This window comes from Phnomibacter sp. (assembly GCF_036803085.1).
Taxonomy (GTDB): domain Bacteria; phylum Bacteroidota; class Bacteroidia; order Chitinophagales; family Chitinophagaceae; genus Phnomibacter.
Genome location: NZ_DAIRUZ010000006.1, coordinates 236,733 through 251,104 on the forward strand (window position 1 = coordinate 236,733; position 14,372 = coordinate 251,104).

Here is a 14,372-nt window from a genome sequence, read left to right on the forward strand (position 1 = left end):
AATGACATTTTCACTATTAGCCATCACATTGGATTGGGCACTGGTGTTGGAGAAATTTTTGTTGATACTGGTGGTTGTATCTATCTCTCTGGGCTTTGCGATGTACAGCACTTACGCTGAGCGTAAGGTGGCTGGTTTTTTGCAAGACCGTCTTGGACCCAACCGCTTCGGCTGGTTTGGTTTGCTGCAGCCTGTGGCCGATGCCATCAAGCTGTTTGCCAAAGAAGACATCATTCCCAATAAAGCCAACAAGGTATTGTTTGTGCTTGGCCCGGGCCTGGCTATGCTGGCCGCCCTTATGACCAGTGCTGTTATTCCTTGGGGCGATACACTCACTATTGGCGACCGTGCTGTTAGTCTGCAAATAGCCGACATCAATATTGGTATGCTGTATGTGTTTGCCGTGGTAGCACTCGGTGTGTATGGTGTAATGATTGGCGGCTGGAGTAGCAACAACAAGTTTTCATTGTTGGCGGCTATCCGTGGTGCTTCGCAAAACATTAGTTACGAACTGGCTATGGGCCTCTCTATTATCGCCCTTGTATTTGTGACGGGTTCGCTTAGCCTCAAAGACATTGTGGTGTCGCAGCAAACCATTGGCTGGAATTTCTTTTTACAACCGCTCGGTTTTTTACTCTTCATGATTTGTGCGTTTGCCGAATGTAACCGTACACCATTTGACTTGCCAGAAGCTGAGAACGAACTGAACTTTGGTTACCACCAGGAGTACAGCTCTATGAAACTGGGTTTCTACCTGTTTGCTGAATACATCAATATGTTCATCAGCAGTGTTATCATGAGCACACTCTATTTTGGTGGGTATGATATCCTGCCTTTTGTAGATGAAACCAAATGGGGGCTCGATCCCAATGTACTTACGTTGCTGGGCTTTGGAGCACTGATGATTAAAACAGTATTCTTTGTATTCTTCTTTATGTGGGTACGCTGGACCATACCGCGTTTCCGTTACGACCAATTGATGAATTTGGGTTGGAAGAAACTCATTCCGCTGGCCCTTATCAATATGCTCATTACTGCAGCCGTGGTATTGTATTTGCAAAATGGCTGGCCTAAATAATTCATCCTTCACCTAAAACAACCACAGCGAAATTTCTTCGTTTTGAATTAATCGCAAACGCTGTTCAGATATGCAACCATTAACCAACAGATCGAAGCAGGTAGACCGCAGCCCGATGACTTTTTCGGAGAAGCTGTATCTGCCAAGTATTGCCAAGGGCATGGCCATCACTTTTTCGCACCTTTTCAAAAAACGTCCTACCATTCAGTATCCTGAGCAGACTCGTCCGTTCAGCCAGGTATTTCGTGGGTTGCATGTATTGAACCGCGACGAAGAAGGCCGTGAACGCTGTACCGCATGTGGGCTTTGTGCAGTGGCTTGTCCTGCAGAAGCCATTACAATGGAGGCAGCCGAACGCCAGGACGGTGAAGAAAACCTGTACCGTGAAGAAAAGTATGCCGCCAAGTATGAAATCAACATGCTGCGTTGCATTTTCTGTGGCTTGTGCGAAGAAGCTTGTCCGAAAGATGCCATTTACCTGAGTGAAACTTTTGCGCCAGCTAACTTCAACCGCCAGGGTTTCATTTACAACAAACAAGAATTGCTGATTCCCAATCCGGTGACAGAAAAAGAAGCTTATGAAAAAGCTGCCGGTGGCAGGGTTCGTAAGCCAGTGAACGAATAATTGAAAGTGGCTTAACTGCCGCAGCTCACACGCATTGCACTTGCACACACGTATGCCTTGCATACTACTTTGACCTCACTATTATTGAAACAACCAATGAATACCTTTCAAATTACATTCTGGTTTTTGAGTGCACTGGCCGTGTTCAGTTCTCTCATGGTGATTACCAGAAAAAATCCGGTGTACAGCGTACTGTTTCTCATCATTACGTTTTTTGCCATTAGTGGTCATTACATTTTGATGAATGCGCAGTTTCTCGCCATTGTCAACATCATTGTATATGCCGGTGCCATCATGGTATTGTTCCTGTTTGTGCTAATGCTCATGAACCTCAACAAGGAATCGGAGCAACAAAAAAACAAATACCTGCTGTGGAGTAGCGGCATTGCCGGTGGCATGCTCATGATAGTGCTGATTGCCGCTTTGGATACGCCAGATCCTGCTATCATCACGAAGCCGGGCACAGGTGAAATTGGACTCATCAAAAATTTGGGTACCAAACTGTTTACCGATTATGTGGTGCCTTTCGAAATCAGCAGCATTTTGTTTTTGAGTGCAATGGTGGGTGCAGTAGTGATTGGTAAAAAGGGCGATTAAATTTCACAAGAAACAAACGGTATTTTATGCCTATATCTTATTACATTTTTTTAGCGGTTATCATTTTTTCCATTGGAGTAACCGGTGTGCTTACCCGTAGAAATTCCATCATTGTGTTTATGTGCATTGAGCTCATGCTGAATGCCGTGAACTTGTTGCTGGTGGCTTTCTCAAAGCTGCATCATCAACGAATGCTGGCACTCGATCCAGCCAATATTACGGCCGGTACCGAAGGCCAGTTGTTTGTGTTTTTCATAATGGTGGTAGCCGCTGCAGAAGTAAGTGTGGGCCTGGCTATTATCGTATTGATGTACCGCAACGTGCATAGCGTTGATATCAACTTCCTGAACCGATTGAAGAACTAACTGAAGAATAGTACGATTATGAAATTTGCACCTTTTATACCATTACTTCCACTGGCAGGCTTCCTGATCAATGGATTGCTGCGCAACCGGCTGAGCAAAACTGCTACCGGTATTGTAGGCAGTGGAGTAGTGTTGATTGCCTTTGTGCTGAGCATATTGGTGTTCAACAGTGCTGCTGCCGGCCAGTCGCAGATTTTCCAACTGTTCGAGTTTATCAAAGTTGGTTCGCTCAACATTCCATTTGAGTTTCAGGTAGACCAACTCACAGCTTTGTTTTTGCTGGTGATTACCGGCGTTGGTTTTCTGATACATGTGTATTCTACAGCATACATGCACGAAGAAAGCAATGCTCATTTTGCCCGCTACTTTGCCTACCTCAACCTGTTTGTATTTAGCATGCTGCTGCTGGTAATGGGCGGCAACTATGTCATCATGTTTATTGGTTGGGAAGGGGTGGGCCTTTGCTCTTACTTGCTCATTGGGTACTGGTTTAAAAACCGAGAATACAACAATGCGGCTAAGAAAGCTTTTGTGATGAACCGCATAGGTGACCTCGGTTTTTTGATAGCTGTGTTTTGGATGATTCAAACCTTTGGCAGCACCAGTTACGCAAACATATTTACGCAGTTGCCTGGCGAAGCTTCAACTGCTGTGCTTACTGGAATTACTTTGTTGCTGCTGGTTGGTGCTATGGGTAAAAGTGCACAGATTCCTTTGTACACTTGGCTACCCGACGCCATGGCTGGCCCTACACCTGTATCAGCCCTCATCCATGCCGCTACCATGGTTACCGCCGGTATTTACATGATTGCCCGCAGCAACCTCATGTATGCATTGGCGCCGGCAAGTATGCATGTGGTGGCTATCGTTGGTTTGGCTACAGCGCTGCTGGCTGCAACTATTGCCATTAAGCAAAACGACATTAAAAAAGTGTTGGCATACTCTACGGTTAGCCAGCTCGGTTACATGTTCCTTGGTTTGGGCGTAGGTGCTTTCACCGGAGCAGTTTTCCATGTAATGACACATGCTTTTTTCAAAGCTCTGTTGTTCCTGGGTGCTGGCAGTGTTATTCATGCCATGCATCATCAGCAAGACATGCGTTTTTATGGTGGGCTCAAAAAGTTTATGCCCATTACACATTTTACTATGCTCATGGGTTGTTTGGCCATTGCTGGTATTCCGCCATTCAGTGGTTTCTTTTCAAAAGATGAAATACTGGTGCATGCATTTGAAGCCAACCCCATTTACTACATACTTGGCTTGCTCGGCGCTTTGATGACTGCATTTTATATGTTCCGTTTATACGCCATGACTTTTATGGGTGAACACCGCAGCGATTTATCGCACCACCATCCGCATGAAAGCCCGAAGGCAATGACCATTCCCTTGATAGTGCTGGCAGTGCTGAGTGTGGTTGGAGGTATTATCGGTATCCCTGCATTATTTATGCACGATGGGCACAAACTCAATACGTTCCTTACACCTGTTTTTGAAGGCTCGAAGCAATACCTCGAAAAACATGAGCCATTGAGTCACAGTCAGGAGTGGATGATGATTGCAATTAGCGTGAGTCTGATTGTTGTGATGATTGTGCTCGCTATTCGCAAATACAGCAAATCAGTAGATGCAGAAGCAACTGGCTTGGGCAAAGTGCTCGAAAACAAGTGGTATGTAGATGAATTGTACGATACAATCATTGTGAAGCCCTTGCTGGCCATTGGCGGTTTCTTCAACACCGTGGTAGAAAAGAGCGGCATCGATCGTTTAGTAAACGGAGTAGGCAAGGGGCTTCACTACAGCAGTCGCCAATTGAGGTTATTGCAAAGTGGCAATGTTGGTAGTTACCTGCTTATGATTGTTATCGCTATCATCCTGCTTATCCGATTGGTTTTTTACGTAAAACTGTAACTGCAAACGCACAAATAATTACAGATGATTCTCTCTTCATTCATATTCATTCCGCTGTTGGTAGGCTTACTGTTGTTTTTTGTACAACAGCAGCAGTTGGTAAAGGCACTTTCGCTGGCTGCTTCCGTTGCAGTATTGGCGGTGGTATTGTATGCGGTGTATTTGCCTGCAGGGCATGCTTCGCTTAGCTATAGCACCAGCTGGCTGGGTAGCATCAACAGCAACTTTGCTTTGTTGTTAGATGGCCCTGCAAAAATTACTACGCTACTCACGGCTGTTAGCTTTGTGCTCATCTTTTTGGCTACGTGGAATAATAACTATGCCAACAGCAGCAGTTATTATGCCTTGATGCTGCTGAGCATGAGCGGCCTTATGGGCGTTTTTCTGAGTGCCGATGCGTTGTTGTTTTACTTCTTCTGGGAGCTGGCACTTATTCCGGTGTATTTCCTGTGTAGTATTTGGGGTGGCGAAAAACGTATCGCTGTTACATTTAAGTTTTTCATTTACACCTTCATTGGCTCTGTGCTAATGTTGATTGGTATCATTTATCTCTACAATAAAACTGCCGACCAAAGTTTTGCATGGAATAGTTTTAAAGCAGTAGTGCTTACAGCTAAAGAACAGGCTTATTTCTTCTGGTTCTTCTTCATTGCTTTTGCTATTAAAATGCCTGTATTTCCTTTTCATACCTGGCAGCCCGATGCTTACGAAACCTCACCCACTGGCACCACCATGGTGCTGAGCGGTGTAATGGTGAAAATGGGTTTGTTTGCAGTCATCCGCTGGTTGCTGCCGGTGTTTCCTGATATGAGTGATAAGATGGCCAACATCATTATCATTTTCAGCATCATTGGTATGTTGTATGCTTCGCTTATTGCTATGAAGCAGGACAACATCAAGCGATTGATAGCTTATTCTTCTATTGCCCACATTGGCCTCATGAGTGCCGGTTTGTTTGCCGGCAATACCGTTGCCTACAATGGTGTGCTGGTGCAAATGTTTAATCACGGAATCAACATCATAGGGTTGTGGATTGTGGTAGATATTATTGAGCAGCAAACTGGCATTCGCAAAATGAGTGAACTGGGCGGATTGGCACAGCAGGCACCCCGCCTCACCATTATGCTGGTGATTGTGGCACTGGCCAATATTGCGCTGCCATTAACCAACGGTTTCATTGGCGAATTCATGATGTTTACTGGTTTGTATCAATACAATCCATGGTACGCAGTGGTAGCCGGCATCAGTATCATTTTTGCTGCAGTGTACACACTGGGTATGATTCAAAAAGTATTTTATGGCGAACTGAACACTGCCGTAAAAGTGGTGGATTTGAAAGCCATGCAGTGGCTGGCGCTGGCATTGATTGTAGCCATGATTTTTGTAGCAGGCGTTTATCCAAAGCCGCTTCTGCAATTGGGCGAAGCTGCCGGACAAGTAATAGCCACAACGGTAACCAAATAAAGAACCTGATCTAATTTTTTCAATACGAAGCTGATATTATGAACCTAATCATTTTTGGCGGTTTACTGGGTGTAGTCATGATGTTTGGTGGTTTGCTGATGAAGCAAAAGCACCAGGCTACTTTATTGGCCACCGTCCTCATGGCTTTGTTGCTGGTGCTCAACAGCTGGGAATTGTATCACGACCCTGTATTTGTGGTGAACACAAAAGACATGCTGGAAACAACCCGCTTTGGATTGCTGCTGAATGAAATAATGCTGGCGGCTGGTCTTATTTACTTTTTGCTTAGTGGCCGCGATATTGAAAAAGTAGGCAACCATGTAGCAGAATACTATGCATTGATGTTTTTCATTTTTGCCGGCGTAGGTATTGCCACCAGCTACACCAATCTGCTCATGCTGTTCCTCGGTATCGAAATCATTTCTATTCCACTGTACATTCTTACTGCTGCCGATAAGCGTAACCTGAAAAGTGTAGAAGCAGGTTTGAAATACTTCTTGATGGGTTCATTCAGCACAGGCATTATGCTGATGGGTATAGCCCTTATCTATGGTGGAACAGGCTCATTTTTACTTACGAAGTTTAGCATTTTGGGTGCTCCCATGAGTTACAATCTGGTGGGTGGTATGTTGCTGGTGCTGGTTGCCATGGCTTTTAAAGTAAGTGCAGCGCCTTTTCATTTCTGGACGCCCGATGTGTACGATGGTGCACCTACCGTCTTTACATCTTTTATGGCCACCATTGTAAAAGTGGCAGCCCTGGTTGCATTTGTAAAACTATTCGAGGGTTCTTACAGCATTATTGAAGGCAAGTGGCAAATGGTGATGGCTATTATCATAGCCCTCACATTGCTGATTGGTAATATCACAGCTGTTTTTCAGCAAAGCGTAAAACGCATGCTGGCCTATTCATCAATAGCGCAAGCTGGCTTTATGCTGTTTGCTTTGTTTGCCATGAATAACTGGGGCAAAGAAGGCATTGTATTGTATGCTGCGGCATACTCATTGGCAACCATTGGCTTGTTTGCCGTGTTAGCCAAAATGGAAGATTATACTTTCAATGGCTTCAATGGTTTCAGCAAGCGTGAACCCATGATAGCTGTTGCACTGACTATCTTTTTGCTGAGCCTCGCAGGCATTCCGTTGACGGTTGGTTTCTTTAGCAAGTACTACATGGTAGCAGCAGCTGCAGCCACTGGTGGCAAATACTTGTGGCTCATGATTTTGGCCATGCTTTGCGCTGCCATTAGCGTGTATTACTATTTCCGTGTAATACAAGCCATGTATTTTAAAGATGGCGAAATCGTAAGCAGCCTTCCTGTGGCACCAGCTTTCCGTTATTTGCTTATTGGCGTGGCGGCTATTGTAATTTTTCTCGGGGTAATGCCACAATGGATTTTACAGTACCTGTATTTTTAATCATCAATTTTATAGATACTAAAGCGGCCTGCACAACAGGTCGCTTTTTTTGTGCTCAAATCAATGATGCCAAGCGGTATAACTTTATCAGTGGTAAAATGTCAGCCCGCATTAGCCATACCTTTATACCATGCAAATAGGTGATTCAATAGGGCTGGCGTGGCAAACCGTGAAGGTGAATAAACTGCGTACCGGTATTACTGTGGCCATTATAGCCTTGGGTATAATGGCCCTTATTGGCATCATTACCGCCATCGAAGCCATGAACCAAAGCCTCAGGGAAAGCTTTAGTACCATGGGGGCAAACGGGTTCAACATCCGTTTTCGGGAACGTAATTTTTTCATGGGGGGCAATAACAACCGGTCTGTACAAAAAACCACCAAGTCGGCACAGAAAGTACGTACCTCCAATACGGGTCGTTTTATCACCTACCAGGAAGCGGTAGGATTTAAAAGAAGTTACACTTACCCCGCTACAGTTAGCATTTCTCTCAGGGGCAGTTTTAATGAAACGGTACAATACATCACCAACGAAAAAGCATACAAAACAAACCCCAATGTTGCATTTCAGGGGGGCGATGAAAACTACCTGGAACTGAACGGCTACAAAATGGCAGCGGGTAGAAACTTTACTTTGAATGAAGTGGAAACCGGCCGGGCCGTGGTGGTTATTGGCGATGAAGTGCTGAACCGCTGCTTTGAAGGCAATGCTAAAAAAGCCATCGATAAAATTGTAAAAATTGGCAACCGCCCTTATCTGGTTATCGGGGTGTTGGAAAAGAAAGGCGCCAGTGCATTTCTCAATCTCGATAACGTGGCTATTACTAGTTACAACAATATCCGTCAGGTGTCTTCCAGTATCGGCACTTTTAGCATAGGAGTAATGGTTAGCGATTACAAATTGCTGGATAATGCCGTAGGACAGGCCACCGGTGTATTCAGAAATATCCGTAAGCTAGATATTCAGGAAAACGACAACTTTTACATTGATAAAAGCGATGCTTTGGCTGAAAAGTTTATTGGCTTTTTGAGCGGCATCACTGGCTCAGCGGCTGTTATTGGTTTAATCACGCTTATTGGTGCCGCTATTGGATTGATGAACATAATGCTCGTTGCCGTAACAGAGCGTACCAAGGAGGTTGGATTAAGCAAGGCCATAGGCGCTACCAGCCAAACTATTCGGCGTCAGTTTTTATTCGAGTCTATCATTATTAGTTTATTGGGTGCAGCCATTGGCATAGTGCTGGGTGTTGTAGTGGGCAATATTTTTGGCATCATCCTCAATACGGGGTTTGTAATACCATGGGGCTGGGTTTTTGCTGGCGTTATTATTTGTTTTGTAACAGGTTTGTTAGCAGGTGTTTATCCAGCAGGCAAAGCAGCCAAGCTCGACCCTATTGTGGCCCTGCGCTACGAGTAATTTTTTTGAACCACATTGAATAAATTGCGTTTGCAGTTTGCTCCCGATAGCTATCGGGATTGCAGTTTGTAAGGCAGTATTCTCATCTATAATAGCTTCTTGAACCACAAAGCAGCACAATTGAATACTGCGGTTTGTTAGAAAGCTTTTCCGTTATCAATCAGCTATCTATCATCAATTATCTCTTCAACTACACAGGCACAAAGAGCCGGAACGACCGAGCAATAATTGAAAAGTTCGTTGTCTTCATATCAGACATCAGACATCAGACATCAGACATCAAAAAAAGCCTGCAGCAAATAGCTACAGGCTTTTTTATTATTGGTACAATACCGCTTAGTCGGCTTTCAGAGCACGTTCAATACGATCATTCAAATCGCTGAGGTGCATCTTAGTAGCACTGTCTGTAGTTGCGGGCAATGCAGCTTTAATTTCAGCCTGCAATGTTTTCAGTTGCGCTTTGGCTACCGACAGCAGATCAGAAGTAGCAGATGCGCCACCGCCTACCTGAATGGTAATGCCGGGTGCAATTTGCTGCGGAGCAGCTGGTGGTGCCAGCAAGCTAATCAGTCTTTCAGCAAAATCTTTTTGCAAAGAACGACGGAAAATGTCTACTGGTTTTTTAGCTGCCAGTTCGCTGAAAATACCTTTGCGCAAATCAGTCATCATTTCTACAATGGTATACGCTTCTGCAGGCTTTTCGGCTTCAAAGCGGCTGAGCTTGGCAGCTGTGTTGCCACTAAACATGGTGCTGAGGGCACGGCTTTGCAAGCTGCTGATTACCGTTTGTGGCGCCTGGTTGGTAAGGCTGGTGTAGCGGCTGTCTATTACCCACTTAGGAGTAGTAAACACGTTGTCTTGCAACCATTTCATGGCATCTTTTTGCTTTGCCTTGCTGGTAAAGCTATAGATGGCACCTTCTTGATCTACGGTTTTGGGGGTACGCTCCAAGCCACCAATGTAGCGGCTTACATGGCCAATGTAGCGGCCAAACTGACCAATTACCTGACCATACATGTTTTGATAATCATCGTAGCCTTCGCCTTGCTGCTTAGTCCAATCGTACAGGTTAGGCAGAATGCGCTGCAAGTTTTTAATACCATAGGTGCTGGCCTTCATGGCATTGTCGCCCAGGTCTTCTGTTTGCGAACGAGGATCATCACCCCAGGTTTCGCCATCGCCCCACCAGTTGCGTGGGTTTTTCAGTTTTTCGATGGTAAGGGTATTCAATGTCGCTTTGTCTTCTTCAGCTGTTTTGGTATCATACCAGCGATAGCCCCACTCAATTGCCCACATATCATAATCACTGATGCGTGGAAACAATCCTTTCTCGGTGATATTATCTTCTGGTTGAGCTACATAGTTAAAACGGGCATAGTCCATTATAGATGGGGTGTGGCCATTGGCTTCTACCCAGGCTTTGTCACGTAGCTTTTCTACGGGTACTGTAGAAGAAGAGCCAAAGTTGTGGCGAAGACCAATAGTATGACCAACTTCGTGGCTGCTCACAAATCGAATGAGCTGACCCATCAGTTCATCATCAAACACCATTTTGCGGGCACGGGTATCTACGGCGGCGGTTTGTACCATGTACCAATCGTGAACGAGCTTCATTACGTTGTGATACCAGTTAATATGGCTTTCGAGAATTTCGCCACTGCGAGGGTCCTGCACATTAGGACCGCTGGCGTTAGGCACATCTGATGGCTTGTACACGATGGCAGAGTAACGGGCATCTTCCAAACTCCAGGTAGAATCTTCATCTTTCGTTGGTGGCATTTTAGCCATGATGGCGTTTTTGAAACCTGCTTTTTCAAAAGCAACCTGCCAGTCGTTTACACCTTGAATGAGGTATGGTATCCACTTCTTAGGGGTGCTGGGGTCGATGTAATAAATGATGGGCTTTTGTGGTTCTACCAATTCGCCACGCTTGTATTTTGCTACATCTTCCGGCTTTGGTTCCAGGCGCCAGCGGCGGGCAAGGGTAATAGATTTTACACCCTGTGGGTTGGCATCAAAATCTACATATCCTGTGGCAAAATAACCTACACGGTTGTCCCAGTGGCGGGGCTTCATAGGTGTTTTGGGCAATGCAATAATGGAGCTGTTGAGCTCAAATGTAGCAGGGTCGGTATTGCCACCGCCGCCTCCAAAACCCAACGACAGGCCACCGGCAGCAGGGCTACCGCCGCGGCTGTAAGTTTTTACCGTACGAATATTAAGGTTGTTGGGGTAGGTAGTTACGCCTACTATGTAAGATTTGTCGGGCTGTACCGAACCGAGACTGAATGAACGCTTATCGCCGGCATCAAAAAACAGCAGGTCGTTATCAGTATTCAGCAGGGTGGTGATGTCGATAACTGCACTGGCAGAATCTTTTCCGTAAGCTTCTACTTTAAAAGCATACAAAATGGGTTGTATGCTGGAGTTCATCAGCGATTTGTACATGCCGCCGGTAGAGTCTGTTGCTCTTTCGCGGTAGCTGATTTTGTTGAGGAAGATTTTGTCTTCGGGGCCCTTTTCAAAACGAATCACAGATTCGCTGATGATATCGCCGGCAAAGCCAGCAAAACCTGAGCGAACACCGGCAGCGCCTTTGCCAATTCGGTTTACAACCAGCAGGTCGCGGCCAAGCATGTTGTTGGCTATTTCCAGCAGGTACTTGTCTTCTACCACATGCACTTTAAACAAACCGCTTTGCGACTTTGCTTTGTCGGTTACTACTTCTTTGTAAGGCTTTGGCGATTTGCTTACAGCAGGTGCTGTAGGCCTGGGGGCACCATTGGGCATTCCGGTTTGGGTACCAGAGGGTGCCGCAGGAGTTGGGGGAGGCGTACGGCGATCTTGCGCCCCGGCAGTCAGCAGGCTTCCAGCCAGTACTGACACACACGCTAGTTTGACGTAATTTTTAAGCATATAAATTAAAGGATTGAAAAAAAGACTTTTGAAAGGTAAGTGTTAGGTGTTCAATTGAGCGAAGCATCATAACGGAATGTGTGGAGTGGCAGGTGAATCGTTTTATTGGCCGGAGTTAAATTGAAATTTTCTCAATGCCAACACCATTAGACGTTCATTTTATTACATCACCTGCTGGCAAAACCAAAACTTGTGCTATAAGGGTTGCTGTGCAAAAACATATCTTTATTTCTGATGAAAAAAAACGTGATGTCATGTTGCTGAATTCATTTTTTCAGTACAATTGCCACCCAATTGCTAAATTTCTAACAAAAAGAATTTTAAACTAAAAACCAACGATCATGGCAGAAAACAAACCGACTGCAACTGTGGCCAAGGCTGCCACTTCTGTTCAGCCTAAGAAGAGCAGCAATATGATTAGCTATATTGCTCCAATTGCGTGTATTATTGCTGGGTATGTTATCTGGCGCTTTGTACTGGGAGATCCCAGCAACTTTAGCAAGCCCGATTTGAACGGCGGATTTTGGCCTAGCCACCAAGGCCCCAAAGGTGCATTGGTTCGTGCCTATGAAGGTGGTATCATCGTTCCTTTGTTGATTGGTTTGAACCTGATGGTTTGGACATTTGCTATTGAGCGTTTCCTCACTATCAGCAAAGCAAGCGGTAAAGGAAACATCAGCGAGTTCATTCGTAAAGTGCAGTACCACCTGGCCAACAAAAACGTTGACGCCGCTTTGGGTGAGTGCGACAAGCAAAAAGGTAGCGTAGGTAACGTAATGAAAGCTGGCCTTCGTAAGTACAAAGAAATGACTACCGAAGCTGGCCTCGAAACAGACCAGAAACTGGCTGCCATTCAAAAAGAAGTAGAAGAAGCAACAGCTCTCGAACTGCCAATGCTTGAAAAGAACCTCGTGTTCCTTTCTACTATTGTATCGCTGGCAACCCTCGTAGCCCTGTTGGGTACTGTAATGGGTATGATTAAATCATTCGCATCACTGGGTGACGAAAGCGCCGGTGCACAAGCTGCTGCCGCTCTGGCTATTGGTATCTCAGAAGCCCTGTACAACACGGCTTTGGGTATCGGTACTTCAGCCATCGCCCTGGTATTCTACAACATCTTTACTACCCGTATCGATGGTATTACTTTCGGTATCGATGAATCTGGCTTCACGCTGACTCAGAGCTTCGCCTCACTGTACAAGTAATGGGCGGGTCTGTTTTTCTGTACTCCGTATGGAAAAGCACAGTGTTTGAATCTCATTTTTAATTCATTGAAACAAGTAATATGGGTAGGCCTAAAATTGCACGAAAAAGCACTTGGGTAGATATGACCGCGTTTGTTGACGTGGCCTTCCTCCTCTTGTCCTTCTTCATTCTTACCACCAAGTTCAAACCACCAGAGGCTGTATCTGTGGTTACGCCCAATTCCGTTTCTTCTAAAGCTGCAGAAGAACAAGACCAGTGCCTGGTTACACTCAGCCCCGATGGCAAAGTGTACCTGTCGTACTCAGAAGAAGAGCGGAAAATTCAGGTAGTAGACGACCTGAACAAGCGGTTGAACCTACAGCTGACACCAGATGAGGTAAAAAAAGCCGGTAAAGCCGAGTTTTTTGCTACACCATTATCACAGTTGAAATCATTCCTCAATCTTCCAAAAGAAGAGATGGCAAAAGGTTCTTCTATGCCGGGTATCCCCTGCAAAGACAGCACCAGCAATGAACTCACTGAATGGATAGCCTCTACTACAACAGTCTTCTTGGGTGAAAAACTGCACCTGATGGTAAAAGGTGACAAAGACGCAACGTATCCCGTTTTCAAAAATGTAATTGATGCATTTAAGAAAAGTGATCAGTTGAAGTTTAAAATCATCACCAACCAGGAGCCCCTGCCATTGAACTCTCCTGCTGCAGAATCTGCAGCAAAAAAGGCCAAGGGTGGTGCTGCTGAATAAGAACAGGAATTGATTAATAACAACACTTAAAAACTTACGCTATGGCAGATATAGGAGAAGGCGGTGGCGGTGGCCATAAAAAAGGGCCGGGTGTAAAAAAGAGTAAAAAGCAATCTACGAGAGTCGATCTTACCGCCATGGTGGATTTGGGCTTTCTGCTCATTACCTTTTTCATCTTCACCACTACCATGAGTACTCCTACGGCAATGAACCTCTTTTTGCCGAAGGATACCGAAAAGCCTGAAGAACAAAACAAAGCCAAAGCTTCCGGAGCTCTCACCATTATGCTGGGTAAAGACAGAAATGTATTTTACTACGAAGGCATACTGGCCGATGATGGCTCAAACTTTAAAAGCGATAACTTCTCTGGCATCCGCGATGTAATTTTGAACAAGAAAAAATCAACGGATGACAAAGACCTGGTAATCGTTATAAAGCCAACCAAGGAAGCTAAATTCCGCGATGTGGTTGATGCCCTCGACGAGATGACCATCAATGAAGTAAAACGCTACGCATTAGTTGACATTTCAGAACCAGAACAGCAGCTCATTGACCTGACTGTTGAAGCTGGCGGCGGCGGCAAATAATTTTTTTGTGGAATTTGAAACAGAACTGAATCTAAATAGCAAA

13 protein-coding genes are annotated in these 14,372 nt (G+C 45.1%); 12 read left to right on the plus strand and 1 reads right to left on the minus strand.

The genetic code is table 11. The features are described 5' to 3' along the window. Window position 1: 1 nt before the first annotated feature. From nuoH to V7Q13_RS13380, 8 genes are all read left to right on the plus strand, one after another. Window positions 2-1,078 (plus strand): NADH-quinone oxidoreductase subunit NuoH, encoded by a 1,077-nt coding sequence (gene nuoH, locus V7Q13_RS13345; protein ID WP_333801171.1) that lies wholly within the window; start codon window positions 2-4, stop codon window positions 1,076-1,078. Window positions 1,079-1,148: 70 nt separating this feature from the next. After that, window positions 1,149-1,703: an NADH-quinone oxidoreductase subunit NuoI gene (nuoI, locus tag V7Q13_RS13350; RefSeq protein ID WP_157477048.1), complete on the plus strand. Its 555-nt coding sequence runs from the start codon at window positions 1,149-1,151 to the stop codon at window positions 1,701-1,703. 96 nt (window positions 1,704-1,799) lie between these two features. Next, entirely contained in the window at window positions 1,800-2,300 is a 501-nt protein-coding gene (locus tag V7Q13_RS13355) for an NADH-quinone oxidoreductase subunit J family protein (protein ID WP_157477050.1), read from the plus strand. 26 nt (window positions 2,301-2,326) lie between these two features. Next, the gene (gene nuoK, locus V7Q13_RS13360; RefSeq protein ID WP_333801172.1) at window positions 2,327-2,665 is read left to right on the plus strand and encodes an NADH-quinone oxidoreductase subunit NuoK; all 339 of its coding nucleotides are present in this window, start codon (window positions 2,327-2,329) and stop codon (window positions 2,663-2,665) included. An 18-nt stretch (window positions 2,666-2,683) separates the two neighbouring features. Then, the gene (gene nuoL, locus V7Q13_RS13365) at window positions 2,684-4,573 is read left to right on the plus strand and encodes an NADH-quinone oxidoreductase subunit L (RefSeq protein ID WP_333801173.1); all 1,890 of its coding nucleotides are present in this window, start codon (window positions 2,684-2,686) and stop codon (window positions 4,571-4,573) included. A gap of 24 nt (window positions 4,574-4,597) precedes the next feature. After that, on the plus strand, window positions 4,598-6,037 hold the full coding sequence (locus V7Q13_RS13370) for a complex I subunit 4 family protein (protein ID WP_333801174.1): 1,440 nt from the start codon (window positions 4,598-4,600) through the stop codon (window positions 6,035-6,037). Between the two features lie 38 nt (window positions 6,038-6,075). Continuing rightward, window positions 6,076-7,455 carry an NADH-quinone oxidoreductase subunit N gene (locus V7Q13_RS13375; RefSeq protein WP_333801175.1) on the plus strand — a complete coding sequence of 460 codons (1,380 nt, stop codon included), beginning with the start codon at window positions 6,076-6,078 and terminating at the stop codon, window positions 7,453-7,455. Between the two features lie 130 nt (window positions 7,456-7,585). Beyond that, a complete protein-coding gene (locus V7Q13_RS13380) occupies window positions 7,586-8,875 on the plus strand; it encodes an ABC transporter permease (RefSeq protein ID WP_333801176.1) in 1,290 nt (429 codons plus the stop codon). A gap of 336 nt (window positions 8,876-9,211) precedes the next feature. On the opposite strand, the gene V7Q13_RS13385 is transcribed toward V7Q13_RS13380, so the two are convergent. Continuing rightward, entirely contained in the window at window positions 9,212-11,761 is a 2,550-nt protein-coding gene (locus V7Q13_RS13385) for a zinc-dependent metalloprotease (protein ID WP_333801177.1), read from the minus strand. Between the two features lie 164 nt (window positions 11,762-11,925). On the opposite strand from V7Q13_RS13385, the gene V7Q13_RS13390 reads away from it, so the two are divergent. The 4 genes from V7Q13_RS13390 (at window position 11,926) to V7Q13_RS13405 (ending at window position 14,329) form a co-directional block, all read left to right on the plus strand. Continuing rightward, window positions 11,926-12,120 carry a hypothetical protein gene (locus V7Q13_RS13390; RefSeq protein ID WP_333801178.1) on the plus strand — a complete coding sequence of 65 codons (195 nt, stop codon included), beginning with the start codon at window positions 11,926-11,928 and terminating at the stop codon, window positions 12,118-12,120. A gap of 12 nt (window positions 12,121-12,132) precedes the next feature. Then, the gene (locus V7Q13_RS13395; RefSeq protein ID WP_333801179.1) at window positions 12,133-12,996 is read left to right on the plus strand and encodes a MotA/TolQ/ExbB proton channel family protein; all 864 of its coding nucleotides are present in this window, start codon (window positions 12,133-12,135) and stop codon (window positions 12,994-12,996) included. 122 nt (window positions 12,997-13,118) lie between these two features. Continuing rightward, window positions 13,119-13,742, plus strand: a complete 624-nt coding sequence (locus V7Q13_RS13400; protein WP_333801180.1) for an ExbD/TolR family protein — start codon at window positions 13,119-13,121, stop codon at window positions 13,740-13,742. A gap of 41 nt (window positions 13,743-13,783) precedes the next feature. Continuing rightward, window positions 13,784-14,329: an ExbD/TolR family protein gene (locus tag V7Q13_RS13405; RefSeq protein WP_333801181.1), complete on the plus strand. Its 546-nt coding sequence runs from the start codon at window positions 13,784-13,786 to the stop codon at window positions 14,327-14,329. Window positions 14,330-14,372 lie beyond the last annotated feature (43 nt).